Source organism: Streptomyces sp. NPDC001508 (assembly GCF_040298665.1).
Lineage (GTDB): Bacteria > Actinomycetota > Actinomycetes > Streptomycetales > Streptomycetaceae > Streptomyces.
In genome coordinates, this window is sequence record NZ_JBEPAP010000016.1 from 43333 (window position 1) to 68686 (window position 25354).

23 protein-coding genes and 3 pseudogenes are annotated in these 25354 nt (G+C 71.0%); 12 read left to right on the plus strand and 14 right to left on the minus strand.

Annotated features, from left to right (window positions below; translation table 11 throughout):
- The first annotated feature begins 181 nt into the window (after nt 1-181).
- From ABT245_RS17080 to ABT245_RS17090, 3 genes are all read left to right on the plus strand, one after another.
- Nucleotides 182-1351: an anhydro-N-acetylmuramic acid kinase gene (locus ABT245_RS17080; protein ID WP_351734392.1), complete on the plus strand. Its 1170-nt coding sequence runs from the start codon at nt 182-184 to the stop codon at nt 1349-1351.
- Between the two features lie 23 nt (nt 1352-1374).
- Nucleotides 1375-4275 carry an FAD-binding and (Fe-S)-binding domain-containing protein gene (locus tag ABT245_RS17085; protein WP_351734253.1) on the plus strand — a complete coding sequence of 967 codons (2901 nt, stop codon included), beginning with the start codon at nt 1375-1377 and terminating at the stop codon, nt 4273-4275.
- Nucleotides 4276-4371: 96 nt separating this feature from the next.
- Entirely contained in the window at nt 4372-5625 is a 1254-nt protein-coding gene (locus tag ABT245_RS17090) for an exo-beta-N-acetylmuramidase NamZ family protein (RefSeq protein ID WP_351734255.1), read from the plus strand.
- A 533-nt stretch (nt 5626-6158) separates the two neighbouring features.
- On the opposite strand, the gene ABT245_RS17095 is transcribed toward ABT245_RS17090, so the two are convergent.
- Entirely contained in the window at nt 6159-6539 is a 381-nt protein-coding gene (locus tag ABT245_RS17095; protein WP_351734257.1) for a MerR family transcriptional regulator, read from the minus strand.
- Between the two features lie 243 nt (nt 6540-6782).
- Between ABT245_RS17095 and ABT245_RS17100 the strand changes: the two genes are divergently transcribed.
- The 6 genes from ABT245_RS17100 (at nt 6783) to ABT245_RS17125 (ending at nt 12966) form a co-directional block, all read left to right on the plus strand.
- Complete coding sequence (locus ABT245_RS17100) at nt 6783-7724, plus strand: alpha/beta hydrolase family protein (protein ID WP_351734259.1); 942 nt, start codon at nt 6783-6785, stop codon at nt 7722-7724.
- Nucleotides 7725-7975: 251 nt separating this feature from the next.
- Nucleotides 7976-8731 (plus strand): hypothetical protein, encoded by a 756-nt coding sequence (locus ABT245_RS17105; protein WP_351734261.1) that lies wholly within the window; start codon nt 7976-7978, stop codon nt 8729-8731.
- Nucleotides 8732-8953: 222 nt separating this feature from the next.
- Nucleotides 8954-9556 (plus strand): sigma-70 family RNA polymerase sigma factor, encoded by a 603-nt coding sequence (locus tag ABT245_RS17110; RefSeq protein WP_351734263.1) that lies wholly within the window; start codon nt 8954-8956, stop codon nt 9554-9556.
- 531 nt (nt 9557-10087) lie between these two features.
- Entirely contained in the window at nt 10088-11137 is a 1050-nt protein-coding gene (locus ABT245_RS17115) for an ABC transporter substrate-binding protein (protein WP_351734265.1), read from the plus strand.
- Between the two features lie 56 nt (nt 11138-11193).
- Complete coding sequence (locus tag ABT245_RS17120) at nt 11194-12159, plus strand: FecCD family ABC transporter permease (RefSeq protein WP_351734267.1); 966 nt, start codon at nt 11194-11196, stop codon at nt 12157-12159.
- A gap of 3 nt (nt 12160-12162) precedes the next feature.
- Nucleotides 12163-12966 carry an ABC transporter ATP-binding protein gene (locus ABT245_RS17125; RefSeq protein WP_351734269.1) on the plus strand — a complete coding sequence of 268 codons (804 nt, stop codon included), beginning with the start codon at nt 12163-12165 and terminating at the stop codon, nt 12964-12966.
- A gap of 183 nt (nt 12967-13149) precedes the next feature.
- Here ABT245_RS17125 and ABT245_RS17130 read toward each other — a convergent pair whose 3' ends face one another.
- The 9 genes and pseudogenes from ABT245_RS17130 to ABT245_RS17170 form a co-directional block, all read right to left on the minus strand.
- Complete coding sequence (locus ABT245_RS17130; protein WP_351734271.1) at nt 13150-13572, minus strand: DUF7144 family membrane protein; 423 nt, start codon at nt 13570-13572, stop codon at nt 13150-13152.
- A gap of 348 nt (nt 13573-13920) precedes the next feature.
- Entirely contained in the window at nt 13921-14646 is a 726-nt protein-coding gene (locus ABT245_RS17135) for a TIGR03943 family putative permease subunit (protein ID WP_351734273.1), read from the minus strand.
- Nucleotides 14643-15668: a permease gene (locus tag ABT245_RS17140; protein WP_351734275.1), complete on the minus strand. Its 1026-nt coding sequence runs from the start codon at nt 15666-15668 to the stop codon at nt 14643-14645. Before ABT245_RS17140 ends, ABT245_RS17135 begins: the two co-directional genes overlap by 4 nt.
- Before the next feature lie 283 nt (nt 15669-15951).
- Nucleotides 15952-16800, minus strand: coding sequence for an urease accessory protein UreD (locus tag ABT245_RS17145; RefSeq protein ID WP_351734277.1), 849 nt, complete (start codon nt 16798-16800; stop codon nt 15952-15954).
- On the minus strand, nt 16797-17492 hold the full coding sequence (ureG, locus tag ABT245_RS17150) for an urease accessory protein UreG (protein ID WP_351734279.1): 696 nt from the start codon (nt 17490-17492) through the stop codon (nt 16797-16799). Before ureG ends, ABT245_RS17145 begins: the two co-directional genes overlap by 4 nt.
- A 29-nt stretch (nt 17493-17521) precedes the next feature.
- Nucleotides 17522-18196, minus strand: a complete 675-nt coding sequence (locus ABT245_RS17155) for an urease accessory protein UreF (protein WP_351734281.1) — start codon at nt 18194-18196, stop codon at nt 17522-17524.
- A gap of 119 nt (nt 18197-18315) precedes the next feature.
- A complete protein-coding gene (ureC, locus tag ABT245_RS17160; protein WP_351734283.1) occupies nt 18316-20352 on the minus strand; it encodes an urease subunit alpha in 2037 nt (678 codons plus the stop codon).
- Nucleotides 20349-20795, minus strand: coding sequence for an urease subunit beta (locus ABT245_RS17165; RefSeq protein WP_351734394.1), 447 nt, complete (start codon nt 20793-20795; stop codon nt 20349-20351). The genes ureC and ABT245_RS17165 overlap by 4 nt, the downstream gene beginning before the upstream one ends.
- 108 nt (nt 20796-20903) lie before the next feature.
- Nucleotides 20904-21200: pseudogene (locus tag ABT245_RS17170) on the minus strand (urease subunit gamma); the annotation flags it as partial.
- 572 nt (nt 21201-21772) lie between these two features.
- Between ABT245_RS17170 and ABT245_RS17175 the strand changes: the two are divergent.
- Nucleotides 21773-22264, plus strand: a complete 492-nt coding sequence (locus ABT245_RS17175) for an MFS transporter (protein WP_351734285.1) — start codon at nt 21773-21775, stop codon at nt 22262-22264.
- A gap of 257 nt (nt 22265-22521) precedes the next feature.
- Here the strand turns inward: ABT245_RS17175 and ABT245_RS46100 are convergent, their stop codons facing one another.
- From ABT245_RS46100 to ABT245_RS17190, 4 genes and pseudogenes are all read right to left on the minus strand, one after another.
- Entirely contained in the window at nt 22522-22701 is a 180-nt protein-coding gene (locus tag ABT245_RS46100) for a DNA glycosylase AlkZ-like family protein (RefSeq protein WP_502982141.1), read from the minus strand.
- A gap of 82 nt (nt 22702-22783) precedes the next feature.
- A pseudogene (locus ABT245_RS46105) lies at nt 22784-23008 on the minus strand (DNA glycosylase AlkZ-like family protein); the annotation flags it as partial.
- 146 nt (nt 23009-23154) lie between these two features.
- Nucleotides 23155-23283 (minus strand): annotated as a pseudogene (locus tag ABT245_RS17185) (aldo/keto reductase); the annotation flags it as partial.
- A 105-nt stretch (nt 23284-23388) separates the two neighbouring features.
- Complete coding sequence (locus ABT245_RS17190) at nt 23389-23811, minus strand: VOC family protein (RefSeq protein ID WP_351734287.1); 423 nt, start codon at nt 23809-23811, stop codon at nt 23389-23391.
- Nucleotides 23812-23972: 161 nt separating this feature from the next.
- Between ABT245_RS17190 and ABT245_RS17195 the strand changes: the two genes are divergently transcribed.
- Complete coding sequence (locus ABT245_RS17195; RefSeq protein ID WP_351734289.1) at nt 23973-25001, plus strand: helix-turn-helix transcriptional regulator; 1029 nt, start codon at nt 23973-23975, stop codon at nt 24999-25001.
- A 113-nt stretch (nt 25002-25114) separates the two neighbouring features.
- Nucleotides 25115-25336: a ferredoxin gene (locus tag ABT245_RS17200; protein WP_351734291.1), complete on the plus strand. Its 222-nt coding sequence runs from the start codon at nt 25115-25117 to the stop codon at nt 25334-25336.
- Nucleotides 25337-25354 lie beyond the last annotated feature (18 nt).

Below are 25354 nucleotides of genomic sequence, written 5' to 3' on the forward strand. Positions count from 1 at the left end.
GCTGGCCAGCAGACTGAAGATGACCCTCTCGGTCGAGAAGACCCACATCACCCATATCGACGACGGCTTCGTCTCCACGCGGCCCCCGCACCCCCGTCCAGCGACAGCACCCCTGGGGAGAAGCCATGCAGCAACCGCAGCCGACCCCGCCCGCGCGGCGGAACACGGGCCAGGAGGCACCGTGCGTGTGATCGGCCTGATGTCGGGCACCTCCTACGACGCCATCGAAGCAGCCGCCGCCGACCTCACCCTGAACGGCGATGAGCTGCACCTGCGGCCCCTCGGTCACCTCTCCCGGCCCTACCCCGGCGATCTGCGCGACCTGATCGCCGCCACCCTCCCGCCGGCATCCACCACCACCCAGGCCGTGTGCGCCCTGGACACCGGCATCGGCCAGGCCTTCGCCGACGCCGCCCGACACGCCCTGCGCGAACTGTGCGACGGCGCCGCCGACCTGGTCGTCTCGCACGGCCAGACCATGCACCACTGGGTGGAGGACGGCATCGTGCGCGGCACCCTCCAACTCGGCCAGCCGGCCTGGATCGCCGAAGCGACCGGCCTTCCCGTCGTCTCCGACCTGCGCAGCCGGGACGTCACCGCCGGCGGTCAGGGCGCCCCACTGGTCGCCATGACCGACACACTGCTCCTGCGCGCCCTGCCCGGCACCCCCGCCGCACTCAACCTGGGCGGCATCGCCAACGTCACCGTCGTCGCCCCCGGCACCGACCCCCTGGCCTTCGACACGGGACCGGCCAACGCCCTCCTGGACGCCGCCGTACGGCACTTCACCGCGGGCGCCGCCGCCTACGACGAGGACGGCCGCAGGGCCGCCGCCGGCCGCACCGACCCCGACCTGCTCGCCTTCCTGCTGGACGACCCCTACTACCGCAGGCCCGCGCCCAAGAGCACCGGCAAGGAGCACTTCCACCTGCCCTATCTGCACAGGGCACTCGACGCCGTACCCACGCCCCGCCCCGACGACGTCCTGGCCACCCTGACCCGGCTCACCGCCGTCACCGTCGCGGACGCCTGCCGCACACACGGCGTCACCGAACTCATCGTCTCCGGCGGCGGCGCCCGCAACCCGGTGCTGATGCGCATGATCACCGAGGAACTGCCGGGCGTGCCGGTCCGCCCCAGCGACGCCCTGGGCCTGCCCTCCGACGCCAAGGAGGCCCTGGCCTTCGCCGTGCTCGGCTTCCTCACCGTCAACGGCCTGCCCGGCGCGCTCCCCTCGGGCACCGGAGCCCGCCGTGCCACACTCCTCGGCAGCATCACCCCCGGCCTGCTGCCGCTACGGCTGTGCGAACCCGCAGCACAGCCGCCGCGCCTGCTGCGCATCACGCACTGACCCCATCCCGGCATCGAGGACCCATGACACCCTCCACCCCGACCGTCCCCGCGCCGCCCGCCCCGGAAGGGGACGCAACGCTGGCCACGATCCTCGCCGCGTGCGTCAGCGACCCGTCCAGGGTGACGACCGATGTGCCGCGCAGAGTCGCGGCCGCCCACGACGCCTCGCCGTACCTGTTCACACCGCGCGCCGTCGTGCGCGCCGCGTCGGCGGCCGAGGTGGGCGCCCTGATGGCCGGGGCCGGCGCGGCCGGGCTGCCGCTCACCCTGCGCTCGGGCGGCACCAGCCTGGCGGGGCAGGCGAGCGGCGGCGGCATCCTCGTGGACGTCCGCAGCCACTGGCGCGGCGCGCAGATCCTCGACGAGGGCCTGCGCATCCGGCTGCAACCAGGGCTGACGGTACGTCAGGCCAATGCGCGGCTCGCCCGCTACGGGCGCCGGATCGGCCCCGACCCGGCCAGCGAGTCCGCCTGCACCATCGGCGGCCTGGTCGCCAACAACTCCAGCGGCATGAACTGCGGCACCCAGGACAACGCCTACCGCACCATGGAGTCCCTGCAGTTCGTGCTGCCCTCCGGCACCGTGGTCGACACGGCGGCCCCCGACGCCGACGCGGCTCTGCGTGCCCGCGAGCCCGAACTGCACGCCGGCCTGCAGCGGTTGCGCGACCGCGTCCGCGACTCCGCCGCCTCCCGCGCTCTCATCGAGCGCCTGTTCGCGATGAAGAACACCCTGGGCTACGGGCTCAACTCGTTCCTGGACCACAGCGATCCGGTCGACATCCTCGCCCATCTCATGATCGGCAGCGAGGGCACCCTCGCCTTCGTGGGGGAGGCGGTCTTCCGCACCGTTCCGCTGCTGCCGCACACCGCCACCGGCCTGCTGGTGCTGCCCGGCCTCGCCGAGGCGACCGACGCGCTGCCGGCACTGCTCGCCGCCGGCGCCCGCACCGCCGAACTCCTCGACGCCGCCTCACTGCGAGTGGCGCAGCACTCCCCGAACCCGGTCGACGAACTGCGGGGTCTGCGGGTGGAGCAACACGCGGCGCTGCTGGTCGAGTTCGCCGAGGACAGCGCCGAACTGCTGGAGCAGACGGTGATGGCGGCGCGGCCGGTCCTTGAGCGTCTGCCCGCCGTCACCGGGACCTCGCTCGTCCGCGACCCGCGCATCAGGGCCCGGCTCTGGCACCTGCGCAAGGGCCTGTACACCGCGGTCGCGGGAGCCCGCCCTCCCGGAACCACCGCGATCCTGGAGGACATCGCGGTGCCGATGCAACGGCTCACCCGCACCTGCGAGGGACTCATCGCGCTCTTCGAACGGCACGGCTACCAGGACGCGGTGATCTTCGGCCACGCCCGCGACGGCAACCTCCACTTCATGCTCACCCAGGACTTCGACTCCGCCAGGGAGACCGAACGCTACGCCCGGTTCACCGACGCCATGGTCGACCTCGTCCTGGACGCCGGGGGCACGCTGAAGGCCGAACACGGCACCGGCCGCGCCATGGCCCCCTTCGTCCGCCGCCAGTACGGCGACGAACTGTACGACGTCATGCGCGAGCTGAAGCGACTGTGCGACCCGCACGGCGTGCTCAACCCGGGTGTGATCCTGGAGGACGATCCGGCCGCCCACCTGCGCAGCCTCAAGAGCGTCCCGCAGGTCGATCCCGCACTCGACGCCTGCGTCGAGTGCGGCTACTGCGAGCCCGTCTGCCCCACCGCGGACACCACCACGACACCCCGCCAACGCATCGCCCTGCAGCGGGAGATCGCGCTGGCCACCGCTGCCGGCGACGAGGAACGCCGCCGCGCGCTGGAGAGCGACTACACCTACGCGGCCGTCGACAGCTGCGCCGCCGACAGCCTCTGCGTCACCGCCTGCCCGGTCGCCATCGACACCGGCGCGGTCATGAAACGCCTGCGCGCCGAACGACACGGCCCCGTCGCGCAACGCGCCGGGAACGCGGCGGCCCGGCACTGGGCGACCGCGGTCAAAGGCGTGCGCGCCGCGCTGAACACCGCGCATGTCCTGCCCGCCCCCGCACTGCGCGCCGCCACCGGCGCGGCCCGCCGGCTCGGAGCGGGGGAACTGGTCCCCGCCTGGGCGGACGACATCCCGCGCGGCGGCCCGGCCCGTCCCGCGCCCCGGCGCCCGGCCGACGCCCACGCGGTGTTCTTCGCCGCCTGCATCGGCGGCCTGTTCGCTCCCGAAGCCGCTCCCGGTGGGGCGGCGGGCTCGGCAGCCGCCTTCCTGCGGCTGTGCGAACGGGCCGGCGTTCCCGTCACCGTGCCCGGTGAACTGGCCGGACTGTGCTGCGGCACCCCCTGGCAGTCCAAGGGCTACACCACCGGACACCGGACCATGGCCGCCCGCACCCTTCAGGCGCTGTGGGAGGCGAGCGACCACGGCCGGCTCCCCGTGGTCTGCGACGCGTCTTCCTGCACCCATGGTCTGGAGCAACTGCCCGACGCCCTCCCGGAATCCGACCGCGCCCGGTTCGCGTCGCTGAAGTTCGTCGACAGCGTCGTCTTCACCGCCGAGCAGCTGCTTCCCGCCCTGCCCGAACCCCGCCGCCTGCGCACCCTCGCCCTGCACCCCACCTGCTCCACCGTGCACCTGGGCAGCGAGAGCGCGTTGCGCACCCTGGCGGCGGCCGTCAGCGACGAGGTCACCGTCCCCGACAACTGGGGCTGCTGCGCATTCGCAGGCGACCGAGGTCTGCTCCACCCGGAGATCACGGCGGCCGCCACCGCCGCCCAGGCCGCCGAGATCACCGCCGGAACCTACGACGCGTACGCCTCCTGCAACCGCACCTGTGAGATGGGCATGACCCGTGCCACCGGCCGCCCCTACCGACATGTGCTGGAACTCCTCGACGAAGCCACCGAGCGCCGACAGGGGGCAAAAAGTGACGACAACTAAAGCCTGACGGTTACTCGTTGACGTCCGCGTTTGCTCTTCAGATACTCGACAAACACATGAGTTCACCGCGGTCGCGGAGAACACGGAGGTCACATCATGTACCTGTCCAGACGGAATCTGCTGGCCGCCGGCTCCACCGCGGGGGCGCTGACCGTCATGGGAGCGGTCACCGCTCCGGCCGCCGCGGCGCAGGGCAACGGCCACCGACTGCGTACCGGCTTCGAACGCCTCACGGCGGACGGATACGCACTGCTGCACGGCCAACGCGTCGGCATCGTCACCAACCCGACGGGTGTGACCCGCGACGTACGCCACATCGTCGACGTGATGCACGCGGACGACCGGGTGAACCTGGTCGCCGTCTTCGGCCCCGAGCACGGCTTCCGCGGAACCGCGCAGGCAGGCGGCTCGGAGGGCCGCTACGACGACCCGGCGACGGGCCTGCCGGTGTACGACACCTACCTCAAGAACGGCCGGCCGCTGGCCGACATCTTCACCGCCTCCGAAGTGGACACCGTGGTGTTCGACATCCAGGACGTGGGCGCGCGCTTCTACACGTACATCTGGACGCTCTACGACTGCATGGAGGCCGCGCAGCTCGCGGGCAAGCGCGTCGTGGTCCTGGACCGGCCCAACCCGGTGACGGGACGCGGCCCGCTCGGCCCCGTGCTGCACAAGGAGTTCGCGTCGTTCGTCGGCCGGCAGCCCATCGCCCAGGCGCACGGCATGACGGTCGCGGAGCTGGCACGGTTGTTCAACGGCGAGTTCCTGCAGACTCCGGTGCACCTGGAGACGGTTCTCATGTCCGGATGGCGGCGCTCGGACTTCTACGACGCCTCCGGTCTGCCCTGGGTGCCGCCGAGCCCGAACATGCCGACACCCGACACCGCCCTCGTGTACCCCGGGACGTGTCTCTTCGAGGGCACCAACCTGTCGGAGGGGCGCGGCACGACCCGTCCCTTCGAGTTGCTCGGGGCCGAAGGCATCGACGCCCGGTGGGCGGAGGCCGCAGGCGCCCTCGGCCTGCCGGGGGTGGAGTTCCGTGAGGCGTACTTCGCCCCCACCTTCTCGAAGTTCCAGGGAACGACGGTGGGCGGCGTACAGATCCACGTCCGCGACCGCGACATCTACGACCCCGTGTACACGGGAGTGGCGCTCCTGGCGACCGCGAAGCGTGTGTGGAGCGACTTCTCCTGGCGAGCCGACCACAGCATCGACCGGCTGACGGGCAGCACACTGGTCCGCACGATGATCGACGCGGGCGCCGGGGCGGAGGAAGTGGCGGGGGCCTGGGCGAGTGAGCTGGCGGCGTTCCGCGACCTCCGCCGCCACTACCTCCTCTACCGCTGACCCCCGGTCGGCCCGTTCCCCCGGGTCTTGCCGTCCGCCCGGCCCGGACCGACGGCGAAACCCGCAGGGCGTGGACGTTCGGCACCGGGCACGTCGTGCCGAGCAAAGGAGCGGACCCGCCCTCAGGAAGCACTCAACGGCGGCGTTGCGGACCGCCCCGCAGTGCTTGCGGATCTGCACGACGTAGATGTGTTCGAGGCTGGTGAAGTCGGTCCGCCAGTCGGCGAGAAGAGACCGCACATTCGCGTTGTGCTGCGCCGCCGTCGGTCTGCCGTCCAGGCCGTTGTCCGACTCGCCCTGGTACCAGATGACAGCTCGCACCGCACCGGCCAGGCCGCCGTCGACGGCCCTGCCGATACCCGCTCATTCATCGGTGAATAGGGTCACCCATAAAGAGCCTCACCTTTCCCGCGCATGACGAACGGTCTCCGGGGTGCCTCCTCGGCGCGTGACCGGGGCAGCGAAGCCGGACCGGCCGGCCCGGGCGTCAACGCGTCGGTTCGGTGATCTCTTCCCCCGAACACCCGGTGTTCCTAGGCGGTGGTTTCATGACGGCAGGAAGCGCCGGTGAGCACGCTGTCGTGGGCGGCGGTGATGATCGAGTCGAGCCGGTCCCGGGCATGGGTGAGATCGGTGATGCGCCGGTCGACCTGCTCGCGCTCCGCCGCCAACCGCTTGAGCAGGTCGGGAGTGGCCCGGCCGTCGATGACACACGGCATGAGTTCCACGATGGTCCTGCTGGACAGCCCGGCGGCGTACAGCTGCTGGATCAGCTGGACCTGCTCGATCGCGCTCTCGGGGTAGTGGCGCTGGCCGCTGGTGCTGCGCTCGGCGACGAGCAGCTTCTGCTCCTCGTAGTAGCGCAGGGCCCGGACACTGACGCCGGTGCGGGCGGCGAGTTCTCCGATGCGCATGTGCTCTCCCCGATGACGTACGCCCTACGCCTTGCCTCTCACGTCAACGTGAGGTTTTAGCGTAACGGACGTGCGCCCCTCCCGGACGGTTCGTCTCCCGGCGCACGCGGGCCGGGACGAAAGGAGCGTGCGGTACGAGCGAGCCCGCCCGATGTCCGGCGCCGACCTCCCCTACGGCGCATCCCCTGGCAAACCCGGCGCCGACTCCCGCGGCCTCATCGCCCACCTGAAAGAAGCACACACATGACCACCTACAGGACGACCGACCTCAGCGGCCCCGGGCCCACCCCGATCATGTCGGTGAAGCCGCTCACACTGCCCGCACCCGAGCGCGGCGAGGACCTGCACATACGCGTCTGCGCACCGGTCACCGGCGTCGATCTGCCGATCGTGCTGTTCGCGCACGGCTTTGGCTCCGACCTGGACGGCTACGCACCGCTGGTCGATCACTGGGCCTCCCACGGCTTCGTGGTCGTCCAGGCCACCCACCTCGACTCCAGGAGGCTGCGCCTGGATGCGGACGACCCCCGCAGGCCCCACCTGTGGCGCTACCGCGTGCTGGACATGAAGCGCATCCTCGACGAACTCGACACCCTGGAGGCGTGCGTGCCCGGCCTGGCCGGCCGGGTGGACCACAGCCGTGTCGTCGCGGCCGGACACTCCTTCGGCGGCCAGACCGCGGGCATCCTCGTGGGGCTGCGCGTCGCGGACCCGCAGACCGGCATCGCACGGGACATGTCCGACCCCCGGGTCATGGCCAGTATCCAGCTGGCCACCGCCGGCAGGGGCGGCGACGAACTGACCCCCTTCGCCCTCCAGCACACTCCCTGGTTGCGCGACCAGGACTTCTCCCACATCACCGCACCCGGACTCGTCGTTGCCGGTGACAAGGACGAGCTTCCGCTCTCCACCCGGGGACCGTCCTGGACGACCGACCCGTACACCCTCGGCCGCGGCGGCAAGAGCCTGCTGACGGTCTACGGCGGCCAGCACTACCTCGGCGGCATCTCCGGCTACGAGGCAGCGGAAACCACCGACGAGAACCCCGAGCGCGTCGCCCTGGTCAGGCAGGTCACCCTCGCCTACCTGCGCCATGTCACCGGCACCGACCACACCGACTGGGCAGCGGCCCAGGCCGCCCTCACCGGTGACTTGCACCCGCTGGGACGACTGGAATCGAAGTAACACCGCCGCCGAGCCCGCGACGATCCGCGCCGATGCCCAGCCGCTGGGGCATCGCACCGACCCGGCGCCTGCCCGAGACCCTGCTGTGCCACGGCCGGGTTCGGTTCGTTGCGGTAGTCGTCCGCCGCGCTTCCCGGGTTCCCCTGTGGCCGTGGTGAGTTGAGTCACGTCCCGGTCGGTGAGTTGGGAGGTGGGGGCTCATACGTATCCTCTGACGACGACCGGACGCCGGGTGCGAGGATGGGCGGGCTATGACTGTCCGAGGGTGGTGCCGCGCAGTGCGGGCCGGCGTGTTCGCCGTGGCCTGCGTGCTGCTCGCCGCCCTCGGTCACGCCACCATGTCGGGGACCGCCGTCCCCTGGTGGGCCATGGCCGCGGGCGCGGCCGGGACCGGCGCGGCCGGCTGGTCGCTGGCCGGCCGGGAGCGCGGACGCACGGTGATCGTCGCGGTCGTGACCGCCGCGCAGGCAGTGCTCCACGAGACCTTCTCCCTGGCGCAGAGGCTCGCCTCCGCACCAGTGCCGGCCTCCACCGCCATGCCCCGCGCCGGCGGCTCGACGGGTACGAGCGCCATGGACACCGGCTCTATGGGCTCTATGAACATGGGCTCCATGGGGACTATGTCCTCCATGGACATGGGCTCCATGTCCCGGATGCACCTGGGGTCCACCGCGCACATGGGCCATGGCATGCCCGGCATCGAGCACGGGCACGACATGGCCGCCATGAGCGGTGCCGCCTCGGCCGGCATGTTCGCCGCGCACCTCCTGGCCGCGGCCCTGTGCGGGCTGTGGCTGGCCTACGGCGAGCGGGCCGTCTTCCGTGTCCTGCGGGCCGCGGCGGCCTGGCTGGCGGCGCCCCTGCGGCTGCTGCTTGCACTGCCCACGCCGTTTCGCCGCCCCTCCGTGCACAGCTGCCGCGATGCCGCCTGTCCGGCTCCGGTGCGTCTGCTTCTGTGCTGTTCCCTCACCTTCCGGGGGCCGCCCGCGGGTGCCGCTGTCCTCTGAGACAGCCGGATCCACCGGGGCCGCTCCGCCTTACTTCCTGCGGCGCTCGCGCGCAGGTCTTCCAGCAGGCTCCTCGCCTCGGCGCGGCGCGCCGCCGCGAGCAGGACGTTCCTGACGGCCCCGGGCATCGCCGTATCTCTCGCGTACGGCCGCACCCCCTGTGCCGGTGAGCCATGCCCCCGTGCGGGCCTGGCACCGGAAGACCCGAGAAGGACATCACTGATGATCTCTGTCCTGCCCGCTCCCCGGGCGGATCGTGCCGCCGCGGACGCGTCGGCGACCGCCTGGGCGCTGGCCGCCCGCGGCGGAGACCCTGACGCGGCCGACCACTTCGTCCGTGCCCTGCACGGCGATGTGCTGCGCTACGTCGCCCGTCTCAGCGGCGATCCCCAGACCGCCCACGACCTCGCCCAAGACACCTTCGCGCGGGCGTTCGGCAGCCTGCACCGCTTCGAGGGCCGTGCCTCGGCCCGTACCTGGCTGCTGTCGATCGCCCGTCGCACGGTCGCTGACAGTCTGCGCCGCGCCGCGGTCCGCCCCCGGATCGCGGACGCCGCCGACTGGCAGACGGTGGTGGAACGCACCCAACCGTGCGGACTGCCGGGCTTCGACGACGGTGTGGCCCTGCTCGACCTCCTGGAGACGCTGCCCGGACAACGCCGTGAGGCGTTCGTGCTGACCCAAGTGGTCGGGCTGTCATACGAGGAGGCGGCGGGCCACCTCGGCTGTCCCGTCGGCACGGTCCGCTCCCGGGTCTCCCGCGCCCGGGCCACCCTCGGACGGCTGCTCCTCGAAGCCGACGCGCCGAGCCCCCAGCCCGCCTGACCCGGCCGCCCCCAGCCTGCCTGCCCCGAGCCTCCAGTCCGCCTGCCCCGGGCGCCCCCGAGCTGCCTGCCCCGGGCGCCCCCGGGCGTGTCTGACCCGGGCGCTTTCCCGTGCCGGGACACCGGCGCCGACGGTCCCGGTGGCGCGGCCCTCAGAAGGGGCCGCGCCGCCGCGAACTCGACGGCGATCCGAAGACCTGACGGATCGCCGAGGGAACTCCCCGGCTTCTTCGTCCGACCACTCCTGCGACACCGGCCCGGCAGTCGGCCCCGGCGGACCACGCCGTACTCCTGCTGGACCGGCCGGGCCCCGGTGGAAAGACCACCGGCACCTCCTCGGCGACACAGCGCACGGATCTCGCGTACGTACCGCACACCTCGGGATCCACCGGCCACCCCAAGGGCGTCGCACCCGGCCACGGTGCGCCCGCGAAACAGACCGCACCCGCCCGGGAACTCACGGCCGCTTCGCCCCGACTACTGCAACAGAACCCTTCAGCCCATGAGCACACCCCTCACGCAAGGAGCTTGCATGTCGATGAACCGGCCGGTCGCTGCCGCCCTGGCCGCAGCACTCTGCCTCCTCACGGCGGCCTGTGGCTCCTCCTCCGACGACAAGGCGAACGACCCGACGAGCGACGGTACGACCGAGGCCGCGGCCTCGAAGACCGGCTACCCGGTGACCCTCGACAACTGCGGCCAGAAGGAGACCTTCAAGAAGGCCCCCAGCCGTGTAGTCGTGATGAACGGCGCCTCTGTGGCCGAGGTCTCCACGCTGCTCGCCCTCGGCCTCGGCGACAAAATCGTCGCCAACCAGCAGGGCTACGGCATGTCCGAGGTGCCCGGCCGGGCAGCGGCCATCAAGAAGCTGCCCACCGGGAACGTCAAACTCAACGAGGCCTACGACATCCCCCGCGAGGCCATGCTCGGCCTGCGCCCCGACCTCGTCCTGTCCGTCACCTCGTACGGCTTCGACCAGAAGAACGGCTTCGCCACCCGCGAGCAGCTGAAGCAAGTAGGAGCAGCCAGCTATGTCTCCCCGCAGGGCTGCGACGACGACCCCGCCAAGATGACCATCGCCGACAGCTACCGGCTGCTGCGCGACATGGGAAAGATCTTCAACGTCGGCGACAAGGCCGAGAAGCTGATCGCCGAGTCCGAGAAGAACATCGCGGCGGTCTCCGAGAAGGTCAAGGGAGAAAAGCCCCCGAAGGTCATGGTGCTCTTCTCCAACATGTCCATGGGCAGCAACGACTTCAGCTCGGTCGTCGCCAACGGCATCATCAACGACATCCTCGCCGAGGCCGGCGGCGCCAACGCCTTCGAGACCGCTGCCACAACCACCTTCGCCGACCTCAGCAAGGAGAAGGTGGCCGCCACCGACGTCGACGCCCTCGTCGTCATCGGCTACAACGACCCCGACCCGGCGGCATACGCCAAGAAGCTGCTCAAGGAGTTCCCCCAGTGGCCGGCCGCCGAGAACAACACCTACGTGACGCTGTCCGACTCGATGTACCTGGGCCCCAGCAACGACCTGGCCGTGAAGAAGGTCGCCGAAATGCTGCACCCGGACGCCGTCTGAGCCGGCTCACGCTCCCGCTGGCGTTCGCCTTCCTGCTCGTCGCGCTGCTCGCCACCATGATCGTGGCGATCAGCATCGGTGCCGTCAACGTGCCCGTCGGTGACGTGTGGAGCATCGTCCTCCACCATGTCACCGGCGCCGGTACGGCACCCTCCGACCCCGCGCTCGACCAGATCGTCTGGAACTTCCGCACCCCCAGGGTGGTTCTGGCGGCCCTGGTCGGCGCGGGCCTGGCCGTGTCCGGCGCGGTGCTGCAGACCGTGGTGTCCAACCCGCTGGCCGACCCCATCGTGCTGGGCTTCTCCTACGGCGCCACGCTCGGCGCGGTCCTCGTCATCACACTCGGCGGAGGTGTGGCACTCGCCGGTCTCGGAGTGTCGGCGGCGGCCTTCGCCGGCGCGGTGGCCGCCGGCGCGCTGGTCTTCACGCTCGGACAGCGCCGCGGCCGGCTGGCCCCGACCCGGCTGGTGCTCGCGGGTGTCGCCGTCGGCTATGTCTTCCTCTCCGCCACCAGCTACGTCCAACTCCAGGCGACCCCCACCGAACTGCGGACGGTCATGTTCTGGATGCTGGGCAGCGTCGCGGGCGCCCAGTGGAACCAACTTCCCACGGTCACCGTGGTGGTACTCCTCACCACCACGCTGTTGTCCCTGTTCGGCCGTCGCCTCAACGTGCTGCTGGCCGGGGACGAGTCGGCGACCGCGCTCGGCGTCGACGTCAACCGGTTGCGGGCCGTCCTGCTGGTCCTCAGCGCGCTGCTGACCGGGACGGTCATCGCGGTCGCCGGCAGCATCGGCTTCGTCGGCCTGATGATCCCGCACCTGGTGCGGCTGACCATCGGCGCCGACCACCGCCGACTGCTGCCCCTGACCGCTCTGTCGGGCGCCGTCTACCTGGTCCTCGTGGACCTGCTCTCCCGCACCCTCGACCGCCCCAACGAACTGCCGCTGGGCATTCTCACCGCCCTCCTCGGCGCCCCCTTCTTCCTGTGGCTGCTGCGCCGCAACAAGGGCCTGGACTGAAGCATGAAACTCATCGTCGACCGGCTCCGGATCACCCTGGACCGCAACCCGATTCTCCGTGATGTGGACCTTGAGGTCCGCGAAGGCGACATCGTCGGCCTCGTCGGGCCCAACGGCAGCGGCAAGTCCACCCTGTTGCGGGCCGTCTACCGCTCATTGCGCCCGGCGGACGGGGCCGTCAGGGTGGGCGAGGACGACGTGTGGGAACTGTCCCCGCGCGTCGCGGCCCGCCGTACCGCGGCCGTCCTCCAGGACGCCGGCGGCAACACCACCGGCCTGACCGTCACCGAGATCGTGGCCCTCGGCCGCGCTCCGCACCACGGTCTGCTCGGCCGCGACGGACCCGAGGACCACGAGGCCGTCTCCGACGCCATCGAGCGCTGCGGGGTACGGCCCTTCGCCGACCGCGCCTACACCTCCCTGTCCGGCGGCGAACGTCAACGCGTCCTGCTGGCACGCGCACTGGCCCAGGACCCCCGGCTCCTCGTCCTGGACGAGCTGACCAACCACCTGGACATCCGGGCCCGGTTCGAACTCCTGGACCTGATCCGTGCCACCGGCGTCACCACCCTCGCCGTCCTGCACGACCTCGATCTCGCCGCCCGCCTCTGCGACCGTCTGGTCGTCCTGTGCGACGGAGCCGTGGCCGCGGCGGGGCCGGTCCTGGACGTGCTCACCCCTGACCTGCTCGCCGATGTCTTCGGTGTCCGCGCGACCACCGAACGGCACACCGACGGTGTCATCCGCATCACCTACGCGGCCCGCCCCCTCGCGCACCGGCCTGCGCCTACGAGGCGGGGCTGGTGACTTCCACGGGAGCGTGACGCACCAGGCGGGACTCGTCCAGGGAGTCCCTGAACCGGTCGCAGCCGTCCGGCCGCGCCCCCAGATGAGGCCGCCTCACCCTTGGTATCGGCCCATGTGGAGCAGCGCCAGAGGGCCGGGTCTCTCGACGCCGGCGGGGTGCGCGTGCTGCACGGGTGTTCCGGTTCAGTGAGCACCGCGGGTTTCGATGTGGAACCTCGTCAGTGCGAACAGGATCAGGAGATCAAGTGTCATCATCGGGATCGCCCACGCCGGATAGTGCGGTACGAACATGAACTGGGTGATCAGGCTTATCGCCGCCATCGCTGCGCCGGCCCCGCGACCCCAGCTCTGGTCCGCCAGGACCCCCAGACCGGCTACGAGGAGCACCACACCGACGACGAGGTGGATCACGCCCCAGGTGGTCAGGTCGAACCAGTAGGTGTAGCCGGCCGAGGCGGCGAACAGGGTGTCCTGTGAGACGCCGGACACGCCCATGAGGATGCTGAGCGCCCCGCTGAGCGTCATCATGGCCCCGGCGGCCAAGGAGGCGCCGCTGAGTGCCTCGGTGCTGTGCCCTCGCTGTGTCCTGCTGGGTATCGTTGCCATGGCCATCGCCTCCCTGCACGGCGCGGCCGGCGACGCACCGTGGTCACGCGCGGCCGGTCACGCCTCCCTGCCAGGATCGCCGTGATCGCTCGGTATCGCGACTGCAAGCACGGGCACGGGCAGAAGGCCGTCGCCTCCCGGATCTCCTGGACCCGGTGCGTACCCGCTCACCGCCGCGGGGCAGCCCCGGTTTCCCACCGGGACGCGGAACGCTGCGGCCGTCAGGCACAGAACGGTTCACGGAACCCTCCTGCATACCGGCGTTGGCGACCACCCCGCCGGTCGTGGTCTCAGCGCGGTAGCGGGGCTGTCCGCGCCCGTGAGCGGACTACGTGCTGGGCCCGCCGGTCAGCGTTTCTCATACGGGTCGGACGGTTCGTCGACCTGCTTGACCGTCATGGCGTCCAGCTCCGGGGGCCAGGCCGCCGACGAACCCAGCCGGCCTTTGGGATGCCAGGTGCCCGTGACCGTCACCCAGGTGTCTGTCCCCGGGGCGTCCGCGCCACGGACCCGCACCTTGCTCGTGGTCGCGTCGGCCGCGCAGCACGACACCAGCAGCCGCGTCACGTACCAGGTGTCGTCGTCCCCGTGGGTGACGAAGCCGGTCAACCAGACCGTGCGGCCCTTCAGAGAGTGTTCGCTGTCGTAGACGGCGCGGGAGCTGAACTCGGCCACGCTGAGGTCCACAGGGTCCACGGCGGGCAGCGCCGGGAAGGTGCCCACACCCTGCGCCGCGCGCTGGGCGTCCTCCCGGGCCGCGCTGTAGGAGCCGAGCGCGGGCGGCGGGAAGAGCAGCAGGGCCGTGGCGGGGAGGGCGAGCAGCCAGGCGAGGCGAGGGCCGGACGTATGGGTGTGATCGGTCGCATGGTCGTGCGGGGCGTCGTCGTCCGGGACCTCCCGCGCGGTCCTCACTCCCGCCGCCACCCCCAGCAGTGCCAGCAGAGCCCCGGACGCGATCAGATACGGCCGCAGCCCGGGCTGCACATACCGCAGATACAGGGAACTGAACAGCGAAATCCTCAGCACCGCGGCGCCCACCAGCAGCAACAGCACGGCCGGCCCGTACCGCCTCACAGCAGCCACCACCCCACGAGCACACTGCTCGCCAGGGCGACCACCCAGGTCACCGTCGAGAACCGGATGGCGAAGGCCCGGCCGAACGTGCCCGTCTGAAGCGCGATCAGCTTCAGGTCGACCATCGGTCCGACGACCATGAACGCCAGCCGCGCGGTGGGGGAGAACCCGCTGAGCGAGGCGGCCACGAACGCGTCGGCCTCACTGCACACGCACAGCACCACGGCGAGCAGCGCCAGCAGCAGGACGGACACCCAGGCCGAACCGGTGAAGAGGTCGAGGACCGAGCGCGGCACCGCGATGTTGAAGGTCGCGGCGGCCGCCGATCCGAGCACGAGGAACCCCCCGGCATGCAGGAAGTCATGCTGCAGCCCACCCACGAAGGCAGCCGCGCCGGAGGAACCGGACTCGGTCGTACGCTGCTTCGGCAGCCGCAACCACTCCTGGCGCCCGAAGCGTGCCCACAGCCAGCCCATCACCACGGCCGTGGCGAGGGAGGCCACGAGCCGGGCGGCCACCATCACCGGTTGCCCGGGGAACGCGATCGACGTGGCGACCAGGACCACCGGGTTGATCGCGGGCGCGGAGAGCAGGAAGGCGAGCGCGGCGGCAGGGGCCACCCCGCGCCGCATCAGGCTGCCCGCCACCGGCACGGACGCGCACTCGCAACCCGGCAGTACGACGCCGGCCGCGCCCGCGACGGGGACGGCGAGCGCCGGATTGCGCGGCAGCAGTCGGCTGAAGACACGCTCGGGCACAAAGGCGCCGATGGCCGCGGAGACAAGCGTGCCGAGCAGCAGGAACGGGACGCCTTGGACGGCGACGGCCGTGAAGACCGTCCACCAAGCGGCGACGGGCGGGGTGTAGAAGTCGAGCGCGAGCATCGGCCCGAGCACGCTTGCGACCGTGACGATCGCCGTGAGCGCGAGGCCGCCGACGACGACGTACACGAGCGTCCGCACGACGAGGCGCACGGCATCGCCCGGTCCGCCTCTTACCTGCGGGTATTCATGTTCGTCCACGCCACTCGCTTCACCGTACGACACAACGGACGCGCCGCACACTAGCGGTGGCGGCTGTGCGCCGGCCGGGCGCCCGGCCACAGAGAGCTGTCAGGGTCACGGCTGCGCCAGGCCCAGAGTAGGCCATCCCAAGGGCACCTCTGCTCGTCGTGGCCCGGGCCCCGCTGCGGTCCGGACCGGGCCATCCGTTCCGTGATCGTCGGGACGCTGCCGGCGGGGTGGCGGCGCGGGAGGTGAGGACGAGGCGGCCCGCCGTCCGTCGAGGGGCGGCGGGCCGTACGCGCTACTTTTGGCGGGCGTGCGCGAGGGCCTTGTCGAGTAGTTCCCGCAGGGCCGAGGAGTTCGGTGCGACGGCGGTGGCGAGCAGTGCCGGGCTGTCGGCCAGCGGTGTGAGGACGGCGCACCCGTCCCGGGAGCCCTCACCGAGGAGGGCGGGGGCGTGGTGAGTGTGCATCTCCGGTTCGACGAGCAGGAGTTGGCCGACGGCGCGGTGTCCGTGCAGGATGGCGGGGCCGTCCCAGCCGGGCTCTGGGTGCCCGTATGCCGTCTGCTGGTCGAGCAGCGGTCTTCCGGCGCGGTGGACCAGGAGTCGGCTGACGAGGTGGCCCGGTTCCTCGTTGGCCCGGCCCAGGAGCTGCTCCTCTCGCAGCAGCAGCCGGGCGGTTGCGGTGAGTTCGATGGTGTAGGTCTGTCGGAGGTTGCTGCCGGCGGCGCTGATCAGCGGCTGGGGCAGCCAGCGCAGGCTGGTGTGTTCGCCGGCGGTGAGCCGTACGTCGTAGTGGGCTGGGGCGGTGGTGGGGCCGCGCAGGGCGAGGGTGGCGGCGGCCGTCGTGACCTCAAGGGCGGCCCGGTCCCCGGCGGTGACGTCGATGGTGAGCCGGTCGCCCCCGAGGGGGGCGCTCATCGCACCGATGATCCCCACCTTGGCGGAGTTGTTGTCGCTGCGCATGCGTCGGAGGTGGAACGGGCCGTCACTGCGTAGCTGCGTAAGCGTGGTGACGCGTCCGTTGTACGTGGCGTGGACGCGGGCTGTGGCCCGCACTCCGTGCGGGTGCCCGGCGGGCTCGTCGGTGCCGGAGAGGGATCCGGCCGTCTTTGTCCGGCCGGTGAAGAGTTGTGCGGCGGCGCTCATACGGCCTCCTTGGCGCGCCACGCGGTGAGGTGGGCGGTGACCCAGTCGGCAACCTCGCGAATGCCGTCGTCGCAGGTGAGGCTGGTGAAGATGACGGGAAGGCCGCCGCGTTGCCGTTTGGCGTCGGCGGCCATGGTGGCGAGGTCGGCGCCCACGTGCGGGGCGAGGTCGGTCTTGTTGACGAGGAGGAGGTCGGCGGTGGTGATGCCGGGGCCGCCCTTGCGGGGGATGTCGTCGCCGCTGGAGACGTCGATGACGAAGATCTGCACGTCGACGAGGCCCTTGGAGAAGGTTGCGGTGAGGTTGTCGCCGCCGGACTCGATGAGCACCAGGTCGAGGGGTGGGAGGGTCTCTTCCAGGTGTTCGACGGCTTCCAGGTTGGCGGAGATGTCGTCGCGGATCGCGGTGTGGGGGCAGGCGCCGGTCTCGACCGCGGTGATCCGCTCGGGCGGCAGTACGGCCTCGCGCAGCAGGTACTCGGCGTCTTCGCGGGTGTAGATGTCGTTGGTGACGACGGCGATGGACCAGCTGTCGCGCAGGGTGCGGCAGAGCGCGGCGACGCCGGCGGTCTTGCCGGAGCCGACGGGCCCGCCCAGGCCGACGCGGAGGGCTCGGGGGCTGCCGTCGGGGCGGAGCGGCTCGGCGCTGTGGGTGTGACGCTGTGGCATGGTCTCGGGGTGGTCGAGGTGCATGTTGGACTCCAGGTGGGGAGGGAAGGGGGTCAGGAGGCGAAGAGCCGGACGCTCCAGGCGGCGTGCTGTTCACCGGTGATGTCCAGCAGCGGCGAGGACGCCGACGGCAGGGCGTCGACCCCCTCGGCCGCAACGCGGTCCGCGGCCCGGGCGGCGGCCGTGGCGACGGCGTCGATGTCGGTGCTGAGGCGGGCCAGCAGCCCCGAGGCGTCGAGCGGGTCGAGGCTGAGCAGGCGCACTGCCGCGGTGGCCGGGCCTCCGGCGTTTTCGTACGCGGCGGCATAGGCGGCGTCCAGCGGTGTCAGCCCGGCGGCCCGGGCGGCGAGGCCCAGCACGATCGGCTGGTGGGCGCCCTGGGGACGGTCGGCGGCCAGCCGTTCCAGGTCTTCGGAGGGGAAGGTGGCACGGGCCGCGCGCATCATCTGCCGGCCGAGCCGACAGGCGACGGCGCGCAGCGCGGGGGCGGGGGTGCGTGCGTCGGCGGCGTCGTCGAGCAGCAGTGGGTCGACTCCGGCGGCGGCCGCGGCGGCCAACCCGGCCGTGGTCAGGCCGGTGGTGTGCAGACGGCCGCGGCAGAATGCCTGAAGGCTGTCGGTGTCGTGTACGGCTTGGTGGGCGATGGCGGCTTCGACGCCGCCGGAGTGGGCGTGCCCGCCGGCGGGGAAGCGGCCGTCGGCCAGCAGGAGCAGGGCTGCACGGCTCATGGGTGAGCGGCTGCCTTTCGCGAGGGTTGGAAGGCGTGCCGAGCGCGGGCGGGCAGGGCGGACCCGCGCCGGGGCCCGGCCGCGATGCTGCTGCTCGGGCGGCCGGGCAGATGGCGGTGCTAGAAGAGGAAGTACCGCTGTGCCAGAGGTACTTCATTGACGTAGGAGCGCGGTACGGTCGCGCCATTGAGTTCGGTGCGGGCGTCGGTCGTGGTCGCACCGCCGATGGTGACCTCGAAGCTGTTGTGGTCGACTTCGAGGCTGTCGGGCACGGTGTCGTTCAGTTTCATGTGGGCCTTTGTGACATCCCGGGTGCTGCGGATGTCCACGAACTGCTTGTCGAGACCGAGACCTGGATGAGTGCCGGTGCCGTCTCCGTTGAGTTTGACGGCCACGCCCGGCGCCGTGAAGTTCACCGAGTTGCGTCCAGGGGAGCGGCCGGTGGAGCCCCAGACCGGGCGCGGCTGGTAGGGCTGCGGCGTCGGGATCGACGCGTTGGCGTCGCCGACCTGTGCGTACGCGAGCTGGCCGCCCTTGAGGAGCATATGCGGCTTGACGCCGAAGAACTTCGGCTCCCACAGCACCAGGTCGGCGAGCTTTCCCTTCTGCACCGAGCCGACGTGGTCTTCGATGCCGTGCGTGATCGCCGGGTTGATCGTGTACTTGGCGACGTACCGGCGTGCCCGGAAGTTGTCGTTCGGTTTCAGCTGCCGGTCGTTGAAGGAGTGGTTGGTGTCGTCGGCGATCGTGTGGATCCTCGCGGCTTCGAGATCCTCTTTCAGGGGCCCGTAGCGGCTCTTCATGACGTGTGCGGTCTGCCAGGTACGCATGATCATCTCGCCGATGCGGCCCATCGCCTGGGCGTCGGAGGACATCATGGAGATGGCGCCCATGTCGTGGAGGAGGTCCTCCGCGGCCATGGTGGACGGCCGGATCCGGGAGTCGGCGAACGCCATATCCGCCGGAATCTCCGGGTTGAGGTGATGACACACGATCATCATGTCGACGTGCTCCTTGACGGTGTTGACCGTCAGGGGCCGGGTCGGGTTGGTCGAGGCAGGCAGCACATTCGGTTCCTTGACCAGCTCGATCATGTCCGGTGCGTGTCCGCCGCCGGCACCCTCGACATGGAAGATATGGAGGGAGCGTGCCTTCTTCGCCGCGAACCTGCCCCCGGCGTCCCTGCCGTCGCCGGTGAAGGCGGCCCGCGTGCTTTCCAGGAACCCCGACTCGTTCAGCGAGTCGGCGTGCAGAGCGAGCTGGACACCGCGTTCTTCACAGACATCCAGCGCCCGGTCGATCACGGCGGGCGTGGCGCCCCAGTCCTCGTGGATCTTGAACCCGCAAACACCGGCGTCCACCTGCGCGTTGAGCTCGTGCTGATTCATCGTGCTGCCCTTGCCGAGCAGGCCGATGTTGACCGGGAACCCATCCAGCGCATCGAAGGCTCGCCTGATGTGCCATGCGCCCGGAGTCACGGTGGTGGCCGTGCTGCCCTCGGCCGGTCCCGTGCCGCCGCCGATCAGGGTGGTCACACCCGAGGCCAGAGCCTCGTGGATCTGCTCAGGGCAGATGAAGTGGACATGGGTGTCCACGCCCCCCGCGGTGAGGATCCGCCCGTTGCCGGAGACGACCTCGGTGCCCGGCCCGATGACGAAGTTGGTCGGCGTGACCGGCGGGGCTTCCTTCGCGGGTCCACGATCCGGCATCTCGAAGGTCGTGATCTTGTCCATCGTCTCGGGGTTGTACGCCTTGCCGATGGCCGCGATCCTGCCGTCACGGATGCCGATGTCGGCCTTGACCACACCCCACCAGTCCAGGACCAGCGCGCCCGTGATGACGGTGTCCACGGGCCTGTGGCCGGTGTCATGGCCTTGGCTGCTCTTCCCGTCCCTGGCGAGGTGCGACATCCCCATCGACTCGCGGATCACCTTGCCGCCGCCGAAGACCATCTCATTGCCGCTGTACGAAGGGCCGCCGCTCCAGTCGGCCTCGATCTCCAGCGTGAGGTCGGTGTCGGCGAGCCGGACCCGGTCCCGCGTGGTCGGCCCGTACAGCGCGGTGTACTCCGCCCGCGTCAGCTCATTGCTCGGCTTTGGCCGGTTCTCCACCGGCTTCGGCTCCTGGCCGGGGGCTTGTCCCTGCGGGTCACTCATCGGACGACCCCTTCGCGCAGTCCCTGGATCTTGGTCAGGTCGCTGGTGTTGCCGCCGGCCGTGACCTCACCCTGGATCTGCACCAGCTCTACACAGCACTCGTCGCCCGGTTCGAAGCGCACGGACGTGCCCGCCGCGATGTTGAGCCGCCGGCCCTTCGCCGCCTCGCAGTTCCACAGACTGCGGTCGTCCGGGACTGTCTGACCGGTAGGGACCTCGATGCTGACGACCTTGAGCCCCGGGTTGACCTCGGCGAAGTGATAGTGGGAGGCGACCTGGACGGGACGGTCCGACTCGTTCTTCACCCTGATCTTCGTCCTGCCCGGCCCGGGCAAGGAGGTGGCGTCCCTCTGCAGGCTGACGCCGTGTGTGTCCCCGTCGAGGTGCGCATTGAAGCAGATCGCGTCGTACCGGGAGGCTTTGTCGTCCTCGGTGCAGCACACATCCGGGGTGCCGCTGTCATCGCAGTCGACCGGGGAGCCTGGCTTGCGGGGCGGCTGGGGGTGCTCGACCTTGCCCGGGTAGACCTCGGGCTCCTCTGTGGCCTCCGGGACGGGGTCGTGGAGGGTGACCAGCTTGGTGCCGTCCGGGAAGGTGGCCTCCACCTGGACGTACTTGATCATCTCCGGGACGCCGTCCATCACCTCGTCACGGGTGAACAACTGCCGGCCCGAGTCCATGATGTCGCTGACCGTCTTGCCGTCGCGCGCCGCCTCGAAGACGTGCACCGTCAGCAAGGCCATCACCTCTGGGTAGTTGAGGCGCAGCCCGCGGTCGCGGCGCCTTTGTGCAACCTCGGCCGCGACATGGATCAACAGGCGCTCCCGCTCATGCGGAGTCAAATGCACGATGAGCCATTTCTTTCGGTCGGACAGTGCCTGCGGCCGGGCACGCTTGGAGAATCACGAACACGTTTCCCCAGGCCGACAACCGGGCGCCCCTCGATCATCAGCGGGCAAGATCAGCCAAAGCGACCGAACGGCGGATAAACCACGCCACCTGATGAATCCGCGAGGCGTGACATCCGGCCCTCGACGCGCTGCTCAATGAGCTGGACTGAGGAGCGGTCAGGCATTGGCAGCAGCGGAGGCCAGAGGCCCCCGAGCCGGCTCGAACATCACGGCCCTTGACCTCGACCACAGGTCTCGAACTCGGCAACCGCCATCGACATCCTCGCCCGCGTCCAGTTGAGCCGGGCCGAGGACTGCGTCCGCGAGTTCCACGCCGCCCTCGCCCCCCGGCGGCGCGAGCCGGCCGTCCGCGAGTTCATCCACCGGCCCCGCAAGAGGCTCGGCGTTGCCGCGTGACGGCCTGCCCTCTTTGATCGCCGGACGGGCGGAGCGGGATGACGCTGCCGGGAGCAGGCCGGTCCCGGCTGTCGGGTCGCCGGAGGATCAGGACCGCTGCCGCGAGGGCCCTGGTGGCCGAGCGGAAAGTGTCCGCGGTGATCATCGGCCTGGTCTTCACCAGTGCCTCCGTGGTGCGGGCGGGCGCCTCCTGGGTTCAGGGCCGGGTGCTGGAGGCTTGGCCGCGGTACCGGCTCGTCCGGCTCGGCGCCTTGGTGCAGACGGGCGCGGTCGCGGTTGCGGTCGCCGGCACGCTCCCCGGCGTGCCGCCACTCACCGCTGCCGCCGCGATGCCCCTGGCCGCCATCGGCATGGGCATGCTGGAGCCGTCCCTCATCGTGCTGTCGCTCGCGCACAGCCGGCCGGGTCGGCGGGGCCATGCCGGCGCGGCGATGCAGACCAACCAGAACCTCGGGCAGATAGGGGTGCTGGGACTGTCCACCCTCGTGCTCAACATCTGCTGGGCGGCCGGTTCGAGCGGGCTGGTGGGCTATGGTGTCGCCTCCGCCGTCCTCCTCGTGCCCAGCGCGCTGATCGTGCTGCTCGCGGGGCGTACGCGCGACTGACCGGTGTGCACGCCCCCGAGCCACCCGGGGGAGACAGTGCGCAGTGATCCGGTCGTCATAGGGCTCGGTCACGTCGCATTGCGCGGCGGCCGGGAAGGTCGCGCATTCCGTTGTGCGCGCGGGGAAGTGGGGCCAGGGGGCGAAACGACCTGAGCCGGGTGGCGCGACGGTGGGGTCTCCACCTCGACCGGCTGCCCTGCCGAGCCATCGCCTCGCCCGATGGTCGTGTCATGTCGGGAAACGAGGGTGCGTGAGCGTCAGCTTTCGGTGTCGAGTCGGACCTGGTCGATTCCTTCGTCCAGAAAGGTGATCAGGTCTTCGGCTTCGGCGCGGACGGCTTCTTGTTCCGGGGCGGTGAGGGGACGCAGGGGACTGACGCGTAGTCGGTGGCCGTGCACGGTCCAGGTGGCGGTGACACGTCCGTCGACCAGGACCATGCGGTGGCCCGCGACGGACAGACCGAGGTGCGGGGCGTCGATGATGCGGCTGCGGTCGTGGTAGCCGAGGACGGCATTGTCGAAGGCCGGTGCGCACCACGGTGCGCCCGGTGAGCGCTTCGTCCAGTTGCGCGGGTTCGAAGCCGGCCAGGCGGGACCACAGCCCGATGAACGGTTCCTGGGGCGCTTGCGCCTGCAGACCGCGCAGGTGGGCCACCGCCTCGGGCACGAAGGTGTCGCTGCGTGTGAGCAGGTGCTGGCGGGCCAGGGTGGCGCGGTTGAGGGCGCGGCTGTCGAGAACGGTCATGGCGTCAGGCCGCGGCCCGCTCGTGGGGCGGGCTTCGGCGCAGGTCGGTGCGGGTCAGGGGGAGAGGTGTTCAGGAGACGTCCAGGAGAGGAGTGCAGGAGACGGCCAGAGGACTGATGTCGGTGCCGGGCGGGACGAGGGTGTCCATCGAGCGCCTGGTGGATCATGTGCACGCAGTCGTCGTGATCCGGGTTGCCCGTCTTGCCGAACATCATGGTGCCCAGGCAGTAGGCGCTGACTTCGATGCCGGTCCGTCGCAACGTCCGCATCCGCATGGTGCCCCACTTCTCTTCGCCGCCGTACATGTTCGGTGCCTGCGCCGTCCCACGGCCGTGTGGCCGCGGCGGCCCGGACGGCGCAGGCAGGTCAGGTGGGCCGGCTCAGCCGTTGTAGGGGGCGGCGACGTCCAGGACCCAGGTGATGCCGAAGCGGTCGGTGAGCATGCCGTACAGCGGTGCCCACTGCGCGGGTTCCAGCGGTCGTACGACGGTCGCGCCGTCGGCGAGCCTGCCCCACAGGGTGCTGATCTCCTCGGCGTCGTCACCGCGTACGGAGACGAAGAACGGGTTCTCACCCCGGCTCCAGGGCAGTTGCGAGGGCACGTCGTAGGCCATGACGTGGAAGCCGTTGTCGCCGGCCACCTCGCCCCACATCACCCAGTCCGCCTCGCTCTCGTTCTGCACGGCGCCCGCGTCCTTGTAGGTGACCGCGACGGTACGTCCGCCGAACACGGACCGGTAGAAGTCCAGCGCCTCACGTGCGGTGCCCCGGAAGTTCAGGTGGGTGGTGGTCGTGACGGACATGGCCTGCTCCTTGACCTCGATGTGTCGATTGCGCCGCCGGCCGTCCAAGGCCGGCTGGCTGCTGCCGTGACCAGGAGCGATGCCTCCCGAACGGCTTGTACGCCACCATGGCGGAGGTAGCGGACAGGTGGTGTCCTCTACTGCGGATGACAATGGATCTCATGCATAGGACATCCTCCCGGCTGCTCGTGCTGCTCTCGCTGCTTCAAACGCACCGTGACTGGTCCGGCGAGGATCTGGCCGAGCGCCTCGGCATCACTTCCCGCACCGTGCGCCGTGACATCGACCGCCTGCGCGAACTCGGCTACCTGATCACGAGCGTCAAGGGACCGGCCGGCGGCTACCGCCTGGATGCAGGCGCTCATCTGCCCCCCATGCTGTTCGACGACGACCAGGCCGTCGCCCTGGCCATCGCGCTGCGGACCGCGGCCACCGGCACCACCGTGGCCGAGGATGCCGCCCGCGCTCTGGGCACCCTCCGCCAGGTCATGCCGCCCCGCCTGCGTCACCGCATCGACCTGCTGCGCATCACCGCCGTCGAACCGGCCGCGGCCCGCGACACCCCACAGGTCGACACCCAGGTCCTGGTGGACCTGAGCCGCGCCATCCACACCCGCGAGGAACTGCGCTTCGACTACACCCCGGGCCCAGGCACCCCGGCCGACGACACCCGCCGTGTACAGCCCCACCACCTGGTCACCTGGCGGCATCGCTGGTATCTCGTGGCCTGGGACCTCGACCGCGGGGACTGGCGCACCTTCCGCGTCGACCGCATCCGGCCCCGCACACCCACCGGCCCCCGCTTCGCCCCGCGCGAACTCCCCGGGGGCAGCGTCTCCGCCTTCGTCATCAGCCGCTTCCGCGGCAACGACGGCACCACCACCGACTGGCCCTGCCAAGGCGAAGTCGTCCTGCGTCTCCCGGCCGCCGATGTCGCGCCCTTCGTCCTGGACGGCGTGGTCGAGGAACTCGGCCCCCATCACTGCCGGCTCACCCTCGGCTCCTGGTCATGGACCGGGCTCGCCGCCGTCATCGGCCGCTTCGACACCGATGTCGAAGTCGTCGGCCCGCCCCAACTGGCCACGGCGTTCGCCGACCTGGCCGCCCGCTACGCCCGCGCCGTACGCACCACAGGACCGGAGACCGGTCCGCCCCGGCGTGCAGCCGGACGTGACCCCGGGAACGCCTGACGGTTCAGCCGCTTTGTGAATCGCCCCCAGTTGTTGAATATGGAAGTCGTTATCGATTAATCTCGGGTTGCCGCATCGGCGGCCGTGTGTGCGGCGGCAGGGGAGGGATTCTCATGACCTTGGCGGGCCGGGCGTCCGGTGACGGGAAGATCAGCGCGGAGCGGGATCGATGCGTGGGGGCGGGACAGTGTGTGCTCGCCGCGCCGGCCGTCTTCGACCAGGACGAGCAGGACGGGCTCGTACTCGTCCTCGACGAGAGGCCACCGGCGTCCCAGTCGGACGCCGTGCACGAGGCCCTTCGGGCCTGCCCGTCCGGTGCCCTCCTCCTGCGGTAGCCCGGCAACCGTCCATTG